The 20,685-nt window shown below is 45.8% G+C and carries 21 protein-coding genes and 1 riboswitch; of the genes, 20 read left to right on the plus strand and 1 reads right to left on the minus strand.

The features are described 5' to 3' along the window. Positions 1-5: 5 nt before the first annotated feature. From sigF to spoVAE, 7 genes are all read left to right on the plus strand, one after another. Positions 6-719 carry an RNA polymerase sporulation sigma factor SigF gene (gene sigF / locus CLOSA_RS07920; protein WP_041709007.1) on the plus strand — a complete coding sequence of 238 codons (714 nt, stop codon included), beginning with the start codon at positions 6-8 and terminating at the stop codon, positions 717-719. Positions 720-783: 64 nt separating this feature from the next. Further along, a complete protein-coding gene (locus CLOSA_RS22870) occupies positions 784-945 on the plus strand; it encodes a hypothetical protein (protein ID WP_013272250.1) in 162 nt (53 codons plus the stop codon). Then, positions 942-1,568 carry a stage V sporulation protein AA gene (locus CLOSA_RS07925; RefSeq protein ID WP_013272251.1) on the plus strand — a complete coding sequence of 209 codons (627 nt, stop codon included), beginning with the start codon at positions 942-944 and terminating at the stop codon, positions 1,566-1,568. Before CLOSA_RS22870 ends, CLOSA_RS07925 begins: the two co-directional genes overlap by 4 nt. After that, positions 1,555-1,983 (plus strand): stage V sporulation protein AB, encoded by a 429-nt coding sequence (locus tag CLOSA_RS07930; protein WP_204593051.1) that lies wholly within the window; start codon positions 1,555-1,557, stop codon positions 1,981-1,983. The genes CLOSA_RS07925 and CLOSA_RS07930 overlap by 14 nt, the downstream gene beginning before the upstream one ends. A gap of 35 nt (positions 1,984-2,018) precedes the next feature. Continuing rightward, positions 2,019-2,471 (plus strand): SpoVA/SpoVAEb family sporulation membrane protein, encoded by a 453-nt coding sequence (locus CLOSA_RS07935; RefSeq protein ID WP_013272253.1) that lies wholly within the window; start codon positions 2,019-2,021, stop codon positions 2,469-2,471. Between the two features lie 32 nt (positions 2,472-2,503). Continuing rightward, entirely contained in the window at positions 2,504-3,526 is a 1,023-nt protein-coding gene (gene spoVAD / locus CLOSA_RS07940; RefSeq protein WP_013272254.1) for a stage V sporulation protein AD, read from the plus strand. An 82-nt stretch (positions 3,527-3,608) separates the two neighbouring features. Continuing rightward, positions 3,609-3,965 (plus strand): stage V sporulation protein AE, encoded by a 357-nt coding sequence (gene spoVAE, locus CLOSA_RS07945; RefSeq protein WP_013272255.1) that lies wholly within the window; start codon positions 3,609-3,611, stop codon positions 3,963-3,965. A gap of 77 nt (positions 3,966-4,042) precedes the next feature. On the opposite strand, the gene CLOSA_RS07950 is transcribed toward spoVAE, so the two are convergent. Beyond that, positions 4,043-6,730, minus strand: a complete 2,688-nt coding sequence (locus tag CLOSA_RS07950) for a transglycosylase domain-containing protein (RefSeq protein ID WP_013272256.1) — start codon at positions 6,728-6,730, stop codon at positions 4,043-4,045. A 162-nt stretch (positions 6,731-6,892) separates the two neighbouring features. On the opposite strand from CLOSA_RS07950, the gene CLOSA_RS07955 reads away from it, so the two are divergent. The 13 genes from CLOSA_RS07955 (at position 6,893) to CLOSA_RS08015 (ending at position 20,589) form a co-directional block, all read left to right on the plus strand. Then, positions 6,893-7,546 carry a YigZ family protein gene (locus tag CLOSA_RS07955; RefSeq protein WP_013272257.1) on the plus strand — a complete coding sequence of 218 codons (654 nt, stop codon included), beginning with the start codon at positions 6,893-6,895 and terminating at the stop codon, positions 7,544-7,546. Between the two features lie 243 nt (positions 7,547-7,789). Next, complete coding sequence (gene typA / locus CLOSA_RS07960; protein WP_013272258.1) at positions 7,790-9,631, plus strand: translational GTPase TypA; 1,842 nt, start codon at positions 7,790-7,792, stop codon at positions 9,629-9,631. A 203-nt stretch (positions 9,632-9,834) separates the two neighbouring features. Beyond that, the gene (locus CLOSA_RS07965; RefSeq protein ID WP_013272259.1) at positions 9,835-10,461 is read left to right on the plus strand and encodes a single-stranded DNA-binding protein; all 627 of its coding nucleotides are present in this window, start codon (positions 9,835-9,837) and stop codon (positions 10,459-10,461) included. A 228-nt stretch (positions 10,462-10,689) separates the two neighbouring features. Next, positions 10,690-11,193 carry a cob(I)yrinic acid a,c-diamide adenosyltransferase gene (locus CLOSA_RS07970; RefSeq protein ID WP_013272260.1) on the plus strand — a complete coding sequence of 168 codons (504 nt, stop codon included), beginning with the start codon at positions 10,690-10,692 and terminating at the stop codon, positions 11,191-11,193. Between the two features lie 23 nt (positions 11,194-11,216). Further along, positions 11,217-11,391, plus strand: a riboswitch (Lysine riboswitch). 170 nt (positions 11,392-11,561) lie between these two features. Further along, positions 11,562-12,446: a 4-hydroxy-tetrahydrodipicolinate synthase gene (dapA, locus tag CLOSA_RS07975; protein ID WP_013272261.1), complete on the plus strand. Its 885-nt coding sequence runs from the start codon at positions 11,562-11,564 to the stop codon at positions 12,444-12,446. A gap of 131 nt (positions 12,447-12,577) precedes the next feature. Next, positions 12,578-13,336, plus strand: coding sequence for a 4-hydroxy-tetrahydrodipicolinate reductase (gene dapB / locus CLOSA_RS07980; RefSeq protein ID WP_041708566.1), 759 nt, complete (start codon positions 12,578-12,580; stop codon positions 13,334-13,336). A gap of 76 nt (positions 13,337-13,412) precedes the next feature. Continuing rightward, complete coding sequence (locus CLOSA_RS07985; protein WP_013272263.1) at positions 13,413-13,730, plus strand: hypothetical protein; 318 nt, start codon at positions 13,413-13,415, stop codon at positions 13,728-13,730. Between the two features lie 198 nt (positions 13,731-13,928). Continuing rightward, positions 13,929-14,300, plus strand: coding sequence for a hypothetical protein (locus tag CLOSA_RS07990; protein WP_013272264.1), 372 nt, complete (start codon positions 13,929-13,931; stop codon positions 14,298-14,300). Between the two features lie 146 nt (positions 14,301-14,446). After that, positions 14,447-15,154 (plus strand): phosphoribosylaminoimidazolesuccinocarboxamide synthase, encoded by a 708-nt coding sequence (gene purC, locus CLOSA_RS07995; RefSeq protein WP_013272265.1) that lies wholly within the window; start codon positions 14,447-14,449, stop codon positions 15,152-15,154. A gap of 76 nt (positions 15,155-15,230) precedes the next feature. Next, positions 15,231-16,673: an amidophosphoribosyltransferase gene (gene purF / locus CLOSA_RS08000; protein ID WP_013272266.1), complete on the plus strand. Its 1,443-nt coding sequence runs from the start codon at positions 15,231-15,233 to the stop codon at positions 16,671-16,673. Positions 16,674-16,808: 135 nt separating this feature from the next. Continuing rightward, complete coding sequence (gene purB, locus CLOSA_RS08005) at positions 16,809-18,239, plus strand: adenylosuccinate lyase (protein WP_013272267.1); 1,431 nt, start codon at positions 16,809-16,811, stop codon at positions 18,237-18,239. 77 nt (positions 18,240-18,316) lie between these two features. Next, complete coding sequence (locus CLOSA_RS08010) at positions 18,317-19,210, plus strand: LysR family transcriptional regulator (protein ID WP_013272268.1); 894 nt, start codon at positions 18,317-18,319, stop codon at positions 19,208-19,210. A gap of 101 nt (positions 19,211-19,311) precedes the next feature. Continuing rightward, positions 19,312-20,589: an adenylosuccinate synthase gene (locus CLOSA_RS08015; RefSeq protein ID WP_013272269.1), complete on the plus strand. Its 1,278-nt coding sequence runs from the start codon at positions 19,312-19,314 to the stop codon at positions 20,587-20,589. The last annotated feature ends 96 nt before the right edge of the window (positions 20,590-20,685 follow it).

A 20,685-nucleotide genomic window follows, 5' to 3' on the forward strand; every position in this document is an offset into this window, starting at 1 on the left:
GCCTTATGGATGAGACCATGAGATTGATACAAATGGCTCACGAAGGAGATAAAGCGGCAAGGGATCAGCTTGTGACCGACAATTTCGGGCTGGTTTGGAGCATTGTACGCAGATTTACAGGGCGTGGATATGAGGCTGAAGATTTATTTCAGATAGGCAGCATAGGACTGATGAAGGCTATCGATAAATTCGACTTGTCCTATGAGGTGAAGTTTTCTACTTATGCTGTTCCCATGATCACAGGAGAGATCAAACGTTTCTTAAGAGATGACGGGATGATTAAGGTCAGCCGTTCCATTAAGGAGATGGGGCTAAAAGTAAAAAATGTCAGGGAGGAATTAATATATCGCCTGGGAAGAGAGCCAACGGTAGAAGAAATTGCAGGAGAAATCGGGGCCAGCAAGGAAGAAGTGGCAGCTTCCATTGAGGCTGGAGCAGAAGTGGAATCCTTATACCGTTCTGTAAACAAAAATGACGAAAACAGCATTTTACTTATTGATAAAATTGAAGAAGAAAGTTCCGCGCAGGAAGAACTTTTAAACCGCATGGTGTTACGGGAGCTATTAACGGCGCTTTCCGACAAGGACAGGGAAATCATTATCAGGCGTTATTATTATAATGAGACTCAAAGCCAGATTGCGGCAAAGCTTGGGATATCCCAGGTTCAGGTTTCCAGGCTGGAAAAAAAGATTTTAAAACAGATGAGGGAAAAATTGTAGAATAAAATAATTTTATACGGCTCATACTAGCTTTGAAAAACCAGAGAAAAGGATGTGAGCACGTATGGAATCCATAAAACATAAGCTTGTCATGGCGCTTCTTGTGTTATGCCTGATTGCAGTGGCTGCTGCTATCTGGTACATGATTGCTGTTATGCCGGATGGGGCGGAAAAAGAAGGGACGCTTGTAGAAGCCATTCCGGGATTGGAGATGATGGTTTCATGAGCAAGACCGTATATTTGAATATCAGCCAGATTACAGAGGTCCGGCACAAAGAGATCCAGTTAAAGGATGTGGCAGACGTTTATTGTGACGATTCGGCTATTATGAATAAGTGCAAAGCTCTTCGGATAAAAACCATCCATCTGGACCGCAATAAGCGGTATATCGAAAGCACTCTGGATGTCATTAAGAAACTGATGGAAATGGATTCGACTCTCCAGATCAATAATGTGGGAGAGGTAAACTTTATCATAGACTACCATAAGCCGAAGCCCCCCAGCTGGGCCTGGCAGTGGGCCAAAACCATTTTTGTCTGTATCATTTGTTTCTGCGGCGCATCCTTTGCCATTATGACCTTTAATAATGACGCCAGTGTTTCGGATGTTTTCAAGGAAATTTACCGGATCATCATGAAGCAGGAGTCCAGCGGATTCACGATTTTGGAGGTCAGCTATTCCGTTGGACTGGCCATTGGAATCGTGGGATTTTTCAATCATTTCGCAAAATACAAGATTAATACTGATCCGACGCCGCTGGAGGTGGAAATGCGGCTTTACGAAGACAATATCAGTAAGACCCTGATTCAGAACGATGGAAGAAAGGAGTCGGATATTGATGTTTCTTAAAGAAGTATTTCTTGTTTTTATTGGGCTCAGCGCTGGCGGCATTATAGCAGCCGGCGTTTTTGCTTTTTTAGCAATAATCGGCATATTTCCCAGGCTGATTGGAATCACACATACGAAAAAGCATATTTTGCTTTATGAGTCCTTTATCATTCTTGGGGGAGTTCTTGGGAATATCTGGGATATCTATGAATTTCCCATAGGATTTGGGGGAAATCCGGTTCTTGGTATATACGGTCTGTCTGCTGGAATCTTCGTGGGTATCCTTGTTATGTCCCTTGCGGAAACGTTGAAGGCCCTTCCTGTGATGAGCCGAAGGATTCATCTGGCCGTTGGACTGCAGTATCTGATCCTTTCTCTCGGTCTTGGAAAAATGATGGGATCCCTGCTTTATTTTACAGGAAATCTCGGAAAGTAACAGGATGTAAAGGATTTACAGAATGGAGGAAAATCATGGAAATAAACAAAAAAGCATATGAAGCTTATGTAAAAGAGGTGACACCGGTCCATAAAAAATTTCCGGGAATTATAAAGGCTTTTCTGGTAGGTGGAACCATATGTATTTTTGGCCAGTTTGTTACAACCTTATTTATGAATGCGGGTCTGGAAAAGGAGGCGGCATCAGCCTGGACCACTCTGGTTCTGATCGCGGCCAGTGTCATCCTCACCGGATTTAACATTTATCCCAAGATTACAAAGTTTGGGGGAGCGGGAGCCCTGGTGCCAATCACGGGATTTGCCAATTCCGTAGTGGCTCCGGCGGTGGAATTTAAGGCGGAGGGTCAGGTATTCGGAATCGGCTGTAAGATATTTACGATTGCCGGTCCTGTCATACTATATGGAATATTAAGCTCCTGGGTCCTTGGGATCATCGCCTATGTGTTAAAGGCTTTTAGCATGCTGTAGGAGTGAAACCGGTCAAGAAATGGAGAGAGAAAATGCAGATAGGAAAAGCAAGTATTAAATTTGAAGAACCTCCGATTATTGAAAGCATGGCATCCATAGTCGGAAAAAAAGAAGGCCAGGGTCCCCTGGGAAAATTATTTGATGTTGTGGAGCAGGATGACATGTTTGGGGCGGACACATGGGAAAAGGCGGAAAGCGCCCTCCAAAAGCAGACGGCTGATCTGGCCATTGAAAAAGGGGATATCCGGAAAAAGGACATCCGTTATTTGTTTGCAGGGGATCTTTTGGGCCAGCTTATTGCCACTTCTTTTGGAACGGTGGATTTGGAAATCCCTCTGTTCGGCTTATTTGGAGCCTGCTCTACCATGGGAGAGGCTCTTAACCTGGGGGCAATGACTGTTGCAGGAGGCTATGCGGACAAGGTCATGGCTATGGCTTCCAGTCATTTTGCAACGGCTGAAAAACAATTTCGTTTTCCATTGAGTTATGGGAACCAAAGGCCGTATTCCGCCTCATGGACTGTCACCGGCTGCGGTGCAGTGGTGCTTGCCAAGCATAGGAAGGAAGGAATTGCAGCCGTTACCGGGATCACAACCGGACGTATGGTGGATATGGGCATCAAGGACTCTATGAATATGGGAGCTGCCATGGCTCCTGCTGCTTTTCACACCATTCAGCAGAACTTTGATGATTTTCAGGTGGATGAATCCTATTATGATAAAATCATTACAGGAGATTTAGGACAGGTAGGACGGACCATCCTCCTTGATTTTATGAAAAATAAGGGGCATGACCTGGAAACGGTTCATATGGATTGTGGAATAGAGATGTATAACAGCGAAGAGCAGGACACCCATGCGGGAGGAAGCGGCTGCGGCTGTGCGGCTTCCACATTGTGCTCCTATATACTTCCGAAAATTCAAAACGGTACATGGAAACGGGTCTTGTTTGTTCCCACAGGCGCCCTTCTTTCCACAGTAAGCTTTAACGAAGGTGAGACGATCCCGGGAATTGCGCATGCGGTCGTGATCGAGAATATGGGAAACTTATCATAAACAGGCACTCTGGGGATGTGTCTGTTGAAAGACAACCTTCATGTCCGGAGATTATGGGCAATAAAGAAGAAAGGAGAAAGCCATGGATTACTTGAAAGCGTTTATAGTAGGAGGAGTGATCTGCGCTCTGGTGCAGATTCTGATGGACAATACAAAGCTGATGCCGGGCCGCATCATGGTACTTCTAGTGGTCACAGGAAGCATTCTGGGAGCACTTGGGATCTATCAGCCCTTTGCAGAATGGGCCGGAGCCGGAGCCACGGTTCCGCTTCTGGGCTTCGGAAACACCTTATGGAAAGGTGTTTGGAAGAGCATGGGAGAGGATGGGTTCCTGGGGATTTTTAAAGGAGGATTTACTGCCAGTGCAGTCGGGATTTCCGGAGCACTGATTTTCGGATATCTGGGATCTATTTTGTTCAAGCCCAAAATGAAGAGTTGATATTGCTGTGGGAAAAGAAGATTGCTTATAAAATATGCCGCAACAGCCAAACTGGCTGTTGCGGCATATTTATGTTTTTAATAGCCTCCCCAAGGTGGAATCTGTGTTGCACCTCCTGGATTGGTGTATCCCGGATTCTGAGGCGTATATCCCGGATTCTGAGAGGGATATCCAGGTTCGTATTGCTGGGGGCTTCCGCCGGATGAGTTCTGGCCATCTCCCGGAGGAAGAATGATGGAATTGGCGGAATGGATGGTACAGTATCCTGGCATAGCGTATTTGGAATCATCCGTTGCCCCTTCCTCTCCCGCAGGGATAGCCATGAAAATAGCAGTGGTCCGTTCCGGACAATAAGGAGTAGGCAGCCGGTGGGATACAGAGCAGACCGTGGCACGTACATGATTGTTGCATACATCAGTAGGAACGGTACCCTTTGCAAAAAATTCAGTATATACCGCATTGCCTCTGGGGTCATTGGTACAGACTCCTGAGACTGCCAGCTTGCCGGATTTGCGGCAGATCTGTGCGGTTTCAATGCTGTCCGGCACTGTAAATCCAGGATCAGACATACCTTCATGGACTCTGGTCATGATCTTCCGCCAGATACCCTTATGGAAAGATGTGCCTCCATTTTGCTTGGTCAGCTTCTGGTTGTCATCGCAGCCGGCCCATATACCTGCCGTATAATAGGGGGTATAGCCTACGAACCAGATATCATTGTTTGCTGTGGTGGTACCGCTTTTTCCTGCTGCCGACATGCCGGGTATACGGGCAGCGGCACTGGTGGAGCTTGGTCCGGAGCTTGAGAACTTTCTGCTGCTTTCCATGGAGTCTGCCATGGCATCAGTCAGAAGGAATGCGGTGGAATCCTTTAATACCCGGTGGGTTTCCGGTGTATTATCGATTAACACCTTGCCGTCATGATCCAGGATCCTGGTAAAGAATATGGGTTTTTTGTATACTCCTCCATTGGCTATGGTGGCAAAGGCTCCGGTCAGCTCTAAGTTGGAAACACCGGTAGTGATTCCTCCAAGGGCCAGGGCCGGGTTATAATCCGTATCGGTCAAGGATGTGATGCCGAAATTCTTGGCATATTCCACCCCAAGCTGAGGGGTAACGGTTTCCATCAGGCAGCGTACGGCCACGATGTTCATGGAATAGATGATTCCTTCCCGAATGCTTGAGTAGCCCTGATAGCCGGAGCTGTACCAGTTGGAAAATGTTTTATTACCCACTGTGTAAACGGAATCGTAATAAACAGTACCCAGGGTGGCTCCACAGGTATCCATGGCAGGGGCAAAGGCAGTCAAGACCTTAAATGTGGATCCTGGCTGACGGTATGTGTTGCTGGCCCGGTTTAAGGTCAGACTGGCAGTTTTCTGTCCCCGTCCGCCGCTTATGGCTTTTACTTCACCAGTTTTCTGGTCCATGAGAACGAAGGAAGCCTGAGGCTGTAGTGTCTTATGAAGGCTTTCTCCCAGAATGGTATCCCCGTCCTGTAAAAGATAAGCCTTGTATCCTTCAATATCAGCCTGAACGGCTTCTTCAGAATTATATAAGCCGTCATATCCCGTATCCCCATTTTCCCGGTGGTAATGCTTTATATTTTCCTGGGAGTAATGGGTGGTGGTTCCATCCTTATGGGTAACAGAGAGTCTGTATTCAATGGAATATCTGGCAGCGGAATAGTTTTCAGGATTGTTGATTTCCTCATCTACAATCGTCTGGAGCTTTGGGTCCTGAGTCGTATAAATGGACAGACCGCCGCTGTAAAGCAGGTTATGGGCTTGGGTGTCTGTATAACCAAGCTGGTCCTTCATTGCCTTTTTGACCTGCTCCACCAGTTCATCCGTGAAATAGCTGTATGGGGAGGAGGTTTCCTTGGTGGCGGTGTCTACATTCTGGATTCTGGAATAGACATCGTCGGCCAGAGCCTTATCCTCCTCTTCCTTTGTAATGTATCCCTGGTCAAGCATGTATTGGAGAATTACCTTTTGCTTGTCCGAATTGGCCTTTTGTCCTGTGATAGGGTTAAACTTTGACGGGTTCTGGGTGATCCCTGCAAGGACTGCGCATTCCGATAAGGTCAGATCCGATACTTCCTTATTGAAGTATCTCCTGGCCGCCACCTTGACTCCCAGGGAATTGTTGCCCAGGTTAATGGTATTTAAGTAATTGGTAATGATCTGTTCTTTGGACATAGCCCCGTCCAGCTTGACGGCTAAAAACCATTCCTGCAGCTTTCGTTCCAGCCGTTCCCCAAAGCTTTTTTCCATACCGCCGCCGAAGACGCTGTTTTTAATCAGCTGCTGGGTAATGGTGCTTCCTCCGCCTGCGCTGGAATCGCCTGTGAGAACGCCCTTGACGGCTCGCATAATGGAACGCAGGTCGATTCCGTTGTGGTCCCAGAACCGGGCATCTTCATAAGATACAAAAGCATTGATGAGATTCTTTGGCAGCTCATCGTAGCTGGCCTCCTCCCGGTTAGAGCCTGCGGTCACCAGAGTTTCAGTAACATTGCCGGCGCTGTCATAGACGGTTGTTGCATATTCATTGGGAACAATGGTTGCGATATCTACTTCAGGAGCATTGTCTATGATACCTTTTGCCATGCCAAAACCGATGCTTGCAGCGACAATGCCGCCAAATAAGCACAGCACAAATAAGCTTTTAAAAAAAGCAAGAAAGACCTTGGTGGTGTATTTCCTTGCTTTCGAATTGGCAGATCTGATTTTTTTCTCTGTCGATTGTTTGCCGTAATTCATAGGAAACCTCCTTTACCGAATCATTATACCAAAAATTGTCGTACAATTCAACACTTACCATTTTTGGAGATAATCAGACAAAATATACATGGAAGCTTGCATGGGATTGGACTTTTGGATATAATGGAAGGAATCGGTCAACAGGAAGAAATGAGGATATTTATGAGGAAGGCTTACAGGATTTTGTATCAGGGCGGTACTGGAGAAATTACGGAGAAAAAGTCCCGGTTCATTGCCAATTTAAAGCCTGTGGAAAGAGAAGAAGAAGCCCTGGCTTTTATAGAGGAAACAAGAAAAAGGTATTGGGATGCAAGGCATAACTGCTACGCCTGGATCATAGGCAGGGGCGGGGAAGAAAAGCGCTTAAGCGATGACGGGGAACCTGGTCAGACAGCGGGAAAACCCATGATGGATGTTCTGGAAGGCGAGAAACTAGTAAACCTTTGCGCAGTGGTGACCCGGTATTTTGGAGGAACTCTTCTTGGCACGGGAGGCCTGGTAAGAGCTTACTCCAAGGCAGTTCAGGAAGGCCTTAAGGCCTGTACCCCTATGACTGTGGAACCGGCAGTGAAGCTTTCTGTCTTAACGGACTATAATGGTATTGGCAAGATCCAGTATCTGCTGGGGCAGAGGGAGATTGCGACTCTTGGTATTGAATATACAGACCGGGTGGAGCTTACGGCCCTGGTACCTGACGAGGCCCTGGACCATCTCCGGGCAGATCTTACAGAGGCCACCAGCGGAAGAGCCGTTCTCCTTGTAACAGGGGAGGTTTATTACGGGATTTTTAATAAGGACGTGATACTGTTTCCGTGATAAGGGAGAGAAGCTTGAAATAAACTGTCGAAAAAGGAGGAAAAAATCTTGCAATATGATATATAGGATGATATACTGGATAATTGTGATAATGTAAATGAAACTAAGGGCGGATCTGGTCCTTAGTTTTTTATGATATGGGAACAGGATTGCCTGTATTATAAAAATGTACTTTGGCCGGTATACCCTATGAATGGCCGGGGTACATTCTTTGTTTAAAGAGTAGAAAGAAGAGTACAGTTTATGAAGATGAAAAGAGAAGACGTAAGAAATGTGGCAATTATTGCCCACGTCGATCATGGCAAAACAACCCTGGTGGACGCACTGCTTAAGCAAAGCGGCATTTTCCGTGAAAATCAGGAAGTCATGGAGCGGGTCATGGATTCCAATGATATTGAGAGAGAGCGGGGAATCACCATTTTATCCAAGAATACGGCTGTTCATTACAGCGGGACCAAGATCAACATTATTGATACCCCAGGCCATGCGGATTTTGGCGGTGAGGTAGAGCGTGTTTTAAAAATGGTAAACGGAGTGATCCTGGTGGTGGATGCCTATGAGGGCGTTATGCCCCAGACAAAGTTCGTCCTTCGGAAAGCACTGGAGCTGGGACTGTCTGTGGTGACCTGCATTAATAAAATCGACCGCCCGGAGGCAAGGCCCCAGGAGGTAGAAGAAGAAGTCTTAGAGCTTCTCATGGACCTTGATGCCAATGAAGAGCAGTTGGACTGTCCCTTTATCTATGCTTCTGCGAAAGCCGGATTTGCCAAAAAGGAGCTTGAGGATCCGGAAGCTGACATGGGTCCGCTGTTTCAGACTGTTATCGATCATATTCCGGCTCCCGAAGGAGATCCGGATGCCTCCACCCAGCTTCTCATCAGCACCATTGACTACAATGAATACGTTGGCCGTATCGGCGTAGGCAAAGTGGATAACGGAAGGATCAGGGTGAATCAGGAATGCGTAATCGTAAACCACCATGACCCGGATAAATTCCGCAAGGTAAAGGTTGGAAAACTTTATGAATACGAAGGCCTTAACAAGGTAGAGGTCCAGGAGGCCACCATAGGAGCCATTGTGGCGATATCCGGTATTACGGATATCCATATCGGGGATACCCTCTGCTCTTCGGATAAGCCGGAGGCGATTCCGTTCCAGAAGATTTCAGAACCAACCATTGCCATGAATTTCATGGTAAATGACAGCCCTCTTGCCGGACAGGAAGGAAAGTACATCACCTCCCGCCATATCAGGGAGCGCTTATTTAAAGAGCTGAATACGGATGTCAGCCTTCGTGTGGAGGAGACCGATTCTCCAGACTGCTTTAAGGTTTCCGGCCGGGGAGAGCTTCATTTGTCTGTTCTGATTGAGAACATGAGAAGAGAAGGCTTTGAATTTGCTGTCAGCAAGGCAGAGGTTTTGTACCGCTATGATGAGAGGAACCATAAGCTGGAGCCTATGGAGATCGCCTATGTGGACGTTCCGGAGGAATTTACAGGTGCCGTTATCCAGAAGCTGACAAGCCGTAAGGGAGAGCTTCAGGGTATGAGTCCTGCCAACGGAGGCTATACAAGACTGGAGTTTGCCATTCCTTCCAGAGGACTTATCGGTTACCGGGGAGAGTTCATGACGGATACAAAAGGAAACGGAATCATGAATACGGCATTTGACGGCTACGCACCTTTTAAGGGAGAGTTGTCCTACCGGAAGACGGGATCCCTCATTGCCTATGAATCAGGGGAATCCATTACCTACGGCCTGTTTGGCGCCCAGGAGAGGGGAAGTCTGTTTATCGGACCAGGCGTAAAGGTTTATTCCGGTATGGTTGTGGGACAAAATCCAAAGGCGGAAGACATTGAGATTAATGTATGTAAGACGAAAAAACTGACCAACACCCGTTCTTCCAGTGCGGATGAGTCTCTTAAGCTGACACCGCCTAGGGAAATGAGCCTGGAACAGTGCCTTGACTTTATTGATACCGATGAACTTCTGGAGATCACCCCTTCCAATCTTCGGATCAGAAAGAAAATTTTAGACCCAACCTTAAGAAAAAGGTCTTCTCTCAACAAAAAATCATTGGCGTAAAATGTAATATTAAGGAGAATGCTGCCCTCATTAACCGAAAATTCGGCAATGCGGCGGCGTTCTCCTTCTTTTTCTTGGACATTCTGCCTTGTTGTGTCGATATTTTTGGATTGTTTTCTATCATTTTAGGGGATTCTATCACATAAATTTAATATTAGCTGTGAAGCATATTAGCAAATAAGTGAAAGAAGAGGGGAAATACAATGTCAGAAAAAATGATTGAAAACAACAAAGTGAGCGTTATCGGAGAAATCATCTCCGGCTTCACCTTCAGCCATGAAGTATTTGGAGAAGGATTCTATATGGTGGATGTTGCGGTAAACCGTCTCAGCGAACAGGCAGATGTGATACCGCTCATGATTTCAGAACGTCTGATCGACGTGGAAGGGGACTACACCGGTTTAACGGTGGAATCCATTGGCCAGTTCCGTTCCTATAACCGTCATGAAGGAACGAAAAACAGACTGGTGCTTTCTGTTTTTGTAAGGGAGATCCATTTTATAGAAGAGTTTACAGATTATACGAAGACCAATCAGATTTTTCTCGATGGATATATATGCAAAGCTCCCATTTACAGGAAAACGCCTTTGGGAAGGGAAATTGCGGACCTGCTCCTGGCGGTTAACCGCCCATATGGAAAATCAGATTACATACCCTGCATCGCATGGGGGAGAAATGCCAGATATGCTTCAGGATTTTCGGTAGGAACCAGAGTTAAAGTATGGGGAAGGGTCCAGAGCAGGGAATACACCAAAAAATTAAGTGAAACAGAGTGTGAAAAGAGAGTGGCTTACGAAGTTTCGGTCAGCAAGCTGGAGTGTGCGGAATAAAGCTGCTATATATAAATCAGGGAATGCCTTCCAGGCATCCCTTTATGCCCGGTAAAAGCATGTGCAATAGAAAAGAACGCCTGCAGGCTCCCTTGATGCGCAAAAGGCATGTGTAATATTAAGGAAATGGTAAGAAAACTTGCAAAATAATTAAAATTATGATACGATAAGCAGGTTCTAACATAATATGTAAATAATTGCTTTTTGGCTGTTATGAGGTGCTGAAAGATGAGTAGAGGTGCGATACAGGTTATATACGGGGAAGGAAAAGGTAAGACAGCGGCTGCAGTAGGTATGGGAATCGCAGCCCTGGCCCAAAATAGAACTGTTATTATGATACAGTTTTTAAAGGGATGCTCTGGCCGGACTTCATTTGATGTTATAAAATGCCTGGAGCCTGAGATGAAAATATTCCGGTTTGAAAAGTCCGATTGCTTTTTTGAAAGCCTTTCTAAAGAACAGCAGGAGGAAGAACGGAGAAATATCCGTAACGGCCTGAATTTTGCAAAAAAGGTCGTTTCAACCGGGGAGTGCGATATGCTGATCCTGGATGAGATTCTTGGGCTTCTGGACCAGAAAATCATAGAGCCGGAGGAGCTGACAAAGCTGCTTCAGTCCAAAGTTGATGATATGGAGGTCCTATTAACCGGTAAGGTATTTCAAAAGGAAATAGAACCTTATGTAGACAGTATTCTGGAAATCAAACATGTTAAAGTTGACAACACAAAATAATAATGATAGTATGGTAACATACATAATAGAGTAGAGGTTGCGTTGCTTATTAGTACTCTGTCCGATGTATCAGGTACAGATGAGGGCAGGGGGAAGGAAGAAACGCCGAAGAACGGTATGGCCTGAGCGTACTTGTTCTGGGCATATGGTTAAGAGCCATATGACTGTCATCCAATTGGATGGGGAGCTACTTAAAGAAAGATGAGATTACCAGATTCTGAACTTTAAGAGCTGACCCTGTTGTCAGCTCTGTTTTTTATTCCTGGAAAATTTTGCTCTATGAATAAAATGCTTTGCGGAACAGAGAAGACATCGGGCCGGATGAAAGTTTACTATGTATGACGAAAAAGAATCAGGAGGATGATATTATGGCAATTTTTGAAGGGGCAGGTGTAGCCCTTGTTACACCATTTAAGGAAAACGGGGAAGTTAACTATGAAAAACTGGAAGAGCTGACAGAAGAGCAGATCGCATTAGGAACAGATTCTATCATTGTATGCGGTACAACAGGCGAAGCGTCCACCATGACTCATGAGGAGCACTTAGAGGCGATTAAATTCGTGTGTGATGTGACGAGAAAAAGAATTCCTGTCATTGCAGGAACCGGCTCCAATTGCACGGATACGGCTGTTTACCTGTCTAAGGAAGCTCAAAGGAACGGCGCGGACGGGCTTCTCCTCGTTTCTCCTTACTATAATAAAGCAACTCAGAACGGGCTGAAGGCTCATTTTAAGGCAGTTGCCGGTGAAGTAAAGATTCCTATTCTTCTATATAATATTCCAGCGAGGACCGGAGTTAATATTACTGCCGAGACCATAGCGGATTTGTGCCTAAATGTCCCCAACATTGTGGGAGTAAAAGAGGCAAGCGGCAATTTTTCTGCGATAGCGGATTTAATGAATCTTACGGACGGCCGGGTGGATCTGTATTCCGGCAATGATGACCAGATCGTCCCCATGCTTTCTTTGGGAGGGAAAGGGGTTATTTCTGTTCTCTCCAACATTGCACCGGCTCAGACTCACGAAATCTGTGAGGCTTATTTTGCTGGAGATGTGAAGCGGAGCGCCGCACTGCAGCTGGCTGCAATACCTCTTATCAATGCCTTATTCTGCGAAGTAAATCCCATTCCGGTAAAGGCAGCCTTAAATTTAATGGGGAAAGGTGCTGGCCCTATGCGTCTGCCTCTTACTGAGATGGAACCTAAGAATCAGGAACGATTAAAACAAGCCATGATTGCGTATGGAATTCTGTGACCGGTAAATGATACAAAATGAGGAAACACCCTTCGGGTATCCCTTTATGCCAAAAAAACCTGGGCAGGAAAGAGGAAACACCCTGGGGGTATCCCTTTATGCCCAAAAAGCCTGGGCAGGAAAGAGGAAACATGATTAGGATGATAATGCACGGCTGTAACGGGGCCATGGGACAAGTGGTGACCGGGATTGCAGCAGAGGAAAAGAATATAGTCATTGTTGCGGGAATCGATCCCCATGATACCGGTCAGAATCCATATCCGGTATTTCCGTCTCTTGAGTCTTGTAACATAGAAGCAGATGTGATCGTTGATTTTACTTCCTCCAAAGCGGTGGATGGTCTTCTTGATTACAGCGTCAGGAAAGAAATACCGGTGGTAGTATGTACCACAGGGCTTTCTGAGGAGCAGATGAAAAAGCTGGAAGAGGCTGCAAATCATGTAGCAGTACTTAAGTCAGCCAACATGTCTCTTGGAGTCAACCTGCTTATGAAGCTGGTAAAAGACGCAGCCCAGATTCTTGCGGCAGCAGGATTTGACATTGAAATATTGGAAAAGCATCACAATAAGAAACTGGATGCCCCCAGCGGAACTGCCCTTGCCCTGGCAGATTCCATCAATGAAGCTATGGATCAGGAGTTTCATTATGTATACGACAGAAGTCAGGTCAGAAAGGCCAGAGACAAAAAAGAGATCGGGATCCAGTCCGTCCGGGGAGGAACCATCGTCGGAGAACATGATGTGATTTTTGCAGGAACGGATGAGATCGTCACCTTCCATCATACTGCCTATTCCAAAGCGATTTTTGCAAAAGGCGCTGTCTCCGCAGCAAAGTTCCTGGCAGGAAAAGCCCCGGGATTCTATACCATGAAAGATGTAATAGATTCTTAAAAATTCCAAAATTTCCCACCATAATTCATTCGGCCTTTACACATACTAATCGTAGAAAATGAAAGGAGAATGTATTATGAAGAGAATAAAACCATTTGCAATCGCACTGATTGTCATTATGACAGTCATGTGTCTGTCAGCCTGCGGTACCACCAAGAATAACGATGGAACTTCAGCAGGTACAACAGCAGCTACTACCCAGACTACAGCAGCAACAACAAAGACTGATACTACCAGCGCTGCTGATACAACAGGTGCCGGAGCTTCTACAACTGGTGCGAATGAAAGCACCGGAGTGGTTAATGGTGCTGTTAACGATGTAGAAAAAGGAGTAGACAAAATAACAGGGGAAAGCAATGGCCAGCCAACCACTGAAGTCACAAAGGCTCCATAATAAAAAAAATATGAAAAAGCTTCAGGCAGGAATTCCATGCTTGAAGCTTTTTTAATTATAAGTTATAATAAAATTATCAAGTCTTGCTGTATTTTCAATCATTTCTATTTTTATTTTTATCAAAAACCTATATTCCGGCCGGATATCCAGAACATTTTAATTTAGTAAGGGCCTGCTTGGCAGGGAGGCAGAACAAATATGAAAGGGAAATTTGATTATTTTAAATATCAGCGGTATAATAAGAAAAGAAAAAAAACCTGGAGAAACCTTAAGCGGTTTATTCCCCACGAAGAGAGCCGGATCCTGCGCTTAAGAAAAAGCCTGCTGCTTCTTCTTGCTTTGGAAGGTACGGCACTTACTTTGCTGTATGGAGGTATGATTGGAGATAATGAAAACGGATTTCTGTTTTTCGGTTATGAAACAAAGGAAGAGAAGGAAGTGACGGCGGAAGCTTTCTGGGCCAGAAAAACCGGAGAAACCAGGGAGCGGGGACTATCCGTTGACTGGAAGGACGGCACGTTGAAACTCTGGCAGAAGGTGGAGCGGGTGATTCTTCAGGGACCTGATTGAGAAATAAAATCCCATGATGGTCATAAGTATTTATAATAATAAAACCAGTTGCAATCCCATTTTTACTGTATTATAATTTCTACTGAAACACCATAGTTTTATTTGAAAAACTTATAAATTAATTCAGAAAAGGACAGGTGGATACCGTGGAGAAAAAAGAACTGCTGTATGAGGGAAAAGCGAAAAAGGTTTATACGACAGAAGACCCCGATGTATTGATCGTTTCATACAAAGATGATGCAACCGCATTTAATGGTCTTAAAAAAGGCACGATTGTGGGTAAAGGCGCGGTCAACAACCGGATGACAAACTTTATCTTCAAGAAGCTGGAAGCCAAAGGCGTTCCCACCCACCTGGTGGAAGAGTTAAATGACCGTGAGACTGTGGTGAAGAAAGTGGAGATCATTCCTCTTGAGGTAATCATCAGAAACTATTCCGCAGGAAGCTTTGCTAAAAAGATGGGTATGGAAGAAGGCATAAAATTCGCCTGCCCCACACTTGAATTCAGTTATAAAAACGACGATTTGGGTGATCCGTTCATTAACAGCTATTATGCCCTGGCCCTGGAGCTGGCGACTCAGGATGAGATCGATAAAATCACGGAATATGCCTTTAAAGTAAATGAAGTGCTTAAAGAATATTTCGATCGTTTAAATATTGATTTAATCGATTTTAAGATAGAATTCGGCCGTTACCATAATCAGGTTATTCTGGCTGATGAGATCTCCCCGGATACATGCAGGCTGTGGGATAAGGATACCCACGAAAAGCTGGATAAGGACCGTTTCCGCAGGGATTTGGGCGGTGTGGAAGACGCATATGAGGAAGTATTCCGCCGCCTGGGCATCCGGTAAGCAGCATAGAGAGGAACAACCAACGGGTGTACCTTTATACTTAAATAGCATGGGCTGGAAAGAGGAAAGATATCAGATGAATAACGAATGGGATTTCAATTTAGAGGAAGAGTTGCATGAGGAATGCGGCGTATTCGGAATGTATGATTTTGATGGTTGCGACGTTTCTTCCACCATTTATTATGGACTGTTTGCATTGCAGCACAGAGGCCAGGAAAGCTGCGGAATTGCTGTCAGCGAAACGGAAGGTCCCAAGGGAAAGGTAAACGCCCATAAGGGGATGGGATTATGCAACGAGGTCTTTACCCCGGAAATTTTAGAAAACCTCCGGGGCAATATCGGCGTAGGCCATGTTCGTTATTCTACTGCAGGCAGCAGCACACGGGAAAATGCCCAGCCTCTTGTGCTCAATTATTTAAAAGGAACTCTGGCTATGGCCCATAACGGTAATCTGGTCAATGCGCCGGAGTTAAGACGTGAGCTTGAATATAACGGTGCCATTTTCCAGACAACCATTGATTCAGAGGTGATTGCCTATCACATTGCCCGGGAGAGGGTGAAGGCTGCCACGGTTGAGGCTGCAGTTGCAAATGCCATGAAAAAGATCCAGGGGGCTTATTCCCTTGTCATTATGAGTCCCCGTAAAATGATCGGGGTCAGAGATCCTTATGGATTTAAGCCGCTGTGCATTGGAAAGCGTGATAATGCCTATATCCTGGTATCGGAAAGCTGCGCTCTTGATACCATAGGCGCAGAGTTTGTCAGGGATGTCCGTCCTGGGGAAATCGTGACCATAACAAAGGAAGGAATCGTTTCTGATACAAGCCTCTGCCCTGAAGATAAGTCAAAGGAAGCCAGATGTATTTTTGAATATATTTATTTTGCAAGACCGGACAGTGTATTTGACGGTGTCAGTGTCTATCATTCCAGGGTGTGGGCAGGCCGTGCCCTTGCCTTGGATTCCCCGGTGGAAGCGGACTTGGTCGTGGGGGTTCCTGAGTCGGGGAATGCCGCAGCCCTGGGTTATTCCCTTCAGTCCGGGATTCCTTATGGGACTGCATTTGTAAAGAATTCTTATGTAGGCAGGACATTTATCAAGCCAAAACAGAGCAACCGGGAATCCTCCGTAAGGATTAAGCTGAATGTGCTGAGGGAAGCCGTAATGGGGAGGCGTGTTATCATGATCGATGACTCCATAGTAAGGGGAACCACCAGCGCCCTCATCGTTAATATGCTTCGGGAGGCAGGAGCAAAGGAGGTTCATGTAAGGATCAGTTCCCCTCCGTTTCTTCATCCCTGCTATTTTGGAACTGACATACCAAACGAAGAACAGCTGATCGCACATAACAGGACCATTGAGGAGATCCGGAAGGTTCTGGGAGCGGATTCCCTGTCTTATTTAAAGCTTGAACGGCTGAATGAAATGGCGGAAGGACTTCCGATCTGCAATGCCTGTTTTAGCGGTAATTATCCCATAGAGCCTCCCAAGGAGGATATCAGGGGAGAACACAGTGAGTAGGAACATGAATGATTAGAACCGGGGACCGCCGGTCCGGCTGGGTTATCCAGCCAGGAGGTCCCCGGTTCCTCTTCCCATGAAATAAAAAATATGTTATCATAAATTATAATTAACCCAAGGAGGAATTTAACAACCATGACAGATAGATACCAAAGCCCGCTGTCTGAGCGCTATGCAGGCAAGGAGATGCAGTCCATCTTTTCCCCGGACAGAAAATTCAAGACATGGAGAAGGCTGTGGGTTGCCCTGGCGGAAGTGGAAAAGGAGCTTGGACTTCCCATCAGTTCAGAGCAGATAGATGAATTAAAGGCCCATCAGGATGATATCAATTACGATGTGGCGACACAGAGGGAAAAAGAAGTACGTCATGATGTTATGTCTCATGTATATGCATATGGCATCCAGTGTCCAAAGGCCAAGGGGATCATCCATCTGGGAGCCACATCCTGCTATGTGGGCGATAATACGGATATTATTATAATGACAGAAGCCTTGAAGCTGGTCCGCAGAAAGCTTTTAAATGTCATTGATGAGCTGGCACGGTTTGCTGAGAAATATAAGGATCTGCCTACCCTGGCCTTTACCCACTTCCAGCCGGCTCAGCCAACGACAGTTGGGAAAAGAGCTGCTCTCTGGCTTCACGATCTGACCATGGATCTGGAGGACCTGGATTATATTCTCGGCTCCATCCGCCTTCTTGGTTCCAAGGGGACTACAGGGACTCAGGCCAGCTTTCTGGAATTGTTTGACGGAAACATGGACAAGGTGAGAAGGGCGGATGACATGATTGCGGAAAAGCTGGGATTTTCCGGCTGCTATCCGGTTTCCGGCCAGACCTACTCCAGGAAGGTGGACAGCCGTGTGGTGAATGTTCTGGCAGGTATTGCACAAAGTGCCCATAAATTTTCCAATGATATCCGCCTCCTTCAGCATTTAAAAGAAGTGGAAGAGCCATTTGAAAAGAGTCAGATCGGTTCTTCTGCCATGGCTTATAAGCGCAATCCCATGAGAAGTGAGCGAATGGCCTCTCTTTCCAATTATGTCATGGCAGATGTGATGAACCCCATGCTGGTTTCCTCCACCCAGTGGTTTGAGAGAACTCTTGACGATTCTGCCAATAAACGTTTAAGCATTCCGGAAGGCTTTCTGGCTGTGGATGGAATTTTAGACCTTTATTTAAATGTGGTGGATGGGCTTGTGGTATATCCAAAAGTCATTGAGAAGCACATGATGGCTGAGCTTCCCTTCATGGCTACGGAAAATATCATGATGGATGCAGTAAAGGCCGGAGGAGACAGGCAGGAGCTTCATGAACGGATCAGGGAGCTTTCCATGGAAGCAGGACGGAATGTGAAGGTCAACGGCCTTGATAACAACTTGCTGGAGCTGATTGCTGCAGATTCTTCCTTTAATCTTTCCCTGGAGGATTTAAAAAAGAGCATGGATCCCAAAAGATATGTCGGCTGTGCCCCGGCGCAGGTAACCGCTTATCTGGAAGAGATTGTAAAGCCCCTTCTGAAGGAAAACAGGGACATACTTGGAATGAAAGCAGAAATTCACGTATAAAGGGTTTACAGGCAGACGTCAGAAATATTAAGAAGTCTGCCTGTGTTTTTCTTGATTTTCCATAGCAGGAGGAATTCATGAGCAGTAATTTGGAATACTATAAGGTGTTTTATTATGTGGCCCAGCTTGAAAGCATAACATTGGCAGCGGAAAAGCTGTGCATCTCCCAGCCGGCGGTGAGCCAGGCGGTAAGGCAGTTGGAGAAAGCTCTGGACAGCCAGCTTTTTCTGCGGACTTCCAAAGGCGTCCGTCTGACACGGGAGGGGGAATTTTTTTACGGATATGTGAAATCCGGTTTAGAAAGTATCTGGCACGGGGAAAGTATGTTAAAAAGGCTGAAGGATTTAGAGACAGGAGAGGTGCGGATCGGGGCCAGTGATATGACCCTTCAGTTTTATCTACTGCCTTATCTGGAGAAATTCCATGAGCTGTATCCAGGCATCAAGGTAAGCGTTTCCAACGGGCCTACGCCTGAGACTCTCCGGTATTTGTATGAGGGAAAGATTGATTTTGGGGTGGTCAGCACTCCCTTTGAAGCAAAAAGTGAGGTCATGCGCATTGATGTAAAAGAAATTAAGAATGTGTTTGTGGCTGGAGATAATTTCCGCTATTTAAAAGATCAGGAACTGGATTATGAAATTTTAAAAGAACTGCCCTGTATTTTCCTTGAAAAAAATACCAGTACCAGGACATTTATGGATGAATATCTGTCTGGCCGGGGCATAACGGTAGAGCCGGAGTTTGAACTTTCCACCAGTGACATGATCGTTCAGTTTGCCATGCGGAATCTGGGAATCGGATGTGTTATGTCGGGATTTGCACAGATGGAGCTGGAAAAGGAGAATCTAGTGGAGTTAAAGTTCCGTGATGAAATGCCGAAGCGTCATTTTACCATAGTCACAGACAGTAAGACAACCGTTTCTCCTGCCGGGAAGCGCCTTTTGCAGTTAATGACTAGTGATATAAGCTGAAATTATGTAAAATATAAATAATATTGATTTTACTTATGAGTTTTCCTGAGTTATCATAGGTAAGTAAAAGGCATTTTTTCACTCGAAGGAGGAACAATCAAATGGTAAGAGCAATCGTAGGAGCTAACTGGGGCGACGAAGGCAAAGGCAAGATTACGGATATGCTGGCAAAGGAATCGGATATTATCATCCGTTACCAGGGAGGCAGCAATGCAGGACACACCATCATCAACAATTATGGCAAATTCGCCCTTCACCTTCTGCCGTCTGGCGTATTCTATCATCATACCACCAGCGTCATCGGCAATGGCGTGGCATTAAATATCCCGTTTCTGGTAAAAGAAATCCAGGATCTGGTAAGCAAGGGCGTTCCCAAACCTGAAATCCTGGTTTCCGACCGGGCTCAGATCCTGATGCCGTATCACATTTTGTTTGACCAGTATGAAGAGGAGCGCCTTGGCAAAAAGTCCTTTGGCTCCACAAAATCAGGGATTGCACCATTTTATTCCGATAAATATGCGAAGATCGGATTCCAGGTCAGCGAGCTTTTTAATGAAGAATCCTTAAAGGAAAAGGTGGAACGGGTTTGTGAAACAAAGAATGTTTTAATGGAGCACCTTTATCACAAACCGGCCATTGATCCAGAAGAGTTATTTAAAACCCTGCTGGAATACCGGGAAATGGTGAAGCCTTATGTATGTGATGTATCCAAATATCTTCATGAAGCCATAAAAGCCGGCAAGAACATTCTTTTGGAAGGCCAGCTTGGATCGTTAAAGGATCCAGACCATGGAATTTATCCCATGGTAACCTCTTCCTCTACTCTTGCGGCTTATGGCGCCATCGGCGCAGGCATTCCGCCCTATGAGATTAAGAATATCACCACCGTGGTTAAAGCCTATTCCAGCGCAGTAGGAGCAGGAGCTTTTGTCAGCGAGATATTCGGAGAGGAAGCTGACGAGCTGAGACGCCGGGGCGGCGACGGCGGCGAATACGGTGCAACCACAGGAAGACCAAGACGTATGGGGTGGTTTGACGCGGTTGCATCCAGGTACGGATGCCGGATCCAGGGTTCTACGGAAGTCGCACTTACTGTTCTTGACGTGCTGGGTTATCTGGATGAGCTTCGTATCTGTGTGGGCTATGAAATCGACGGAAAGGTGACTAAGGATTTCCCCACAACCGTAGAGCTTAACCGGGCGAAACCGGTATATACCACCCTTCCTGGCTGGAAATGTGAGATCAGGGGAATTAAGAACTACGGGGACCTTCCGGAAAACTGCAGAAATTATATTGAATTTATTGAGAAAGAGCTGGAAACGCCAATTACCATGGTTTCCAATGGACCGGGAAGAGACGAGATTATTTACCGCAGATAATCTGACGGAGCATTATAAAAATGGAGAACGGGAAAAAGCGTCAGCTTTTTTCCGTTCTCCGTTTTTAATGTGAGCCGGTTGGGCACAAAAATGTAA

The sequence above is a fragment of the [Clostridium] saccharolyticum WM1 genome, assembly GCF_000144625.1.
GTDB lineage: Bacteria > Bacillota > Clostridia > Lachnospirales > Lachnospiraceae > Lacrimispora > Lacrimispora saccharolytica.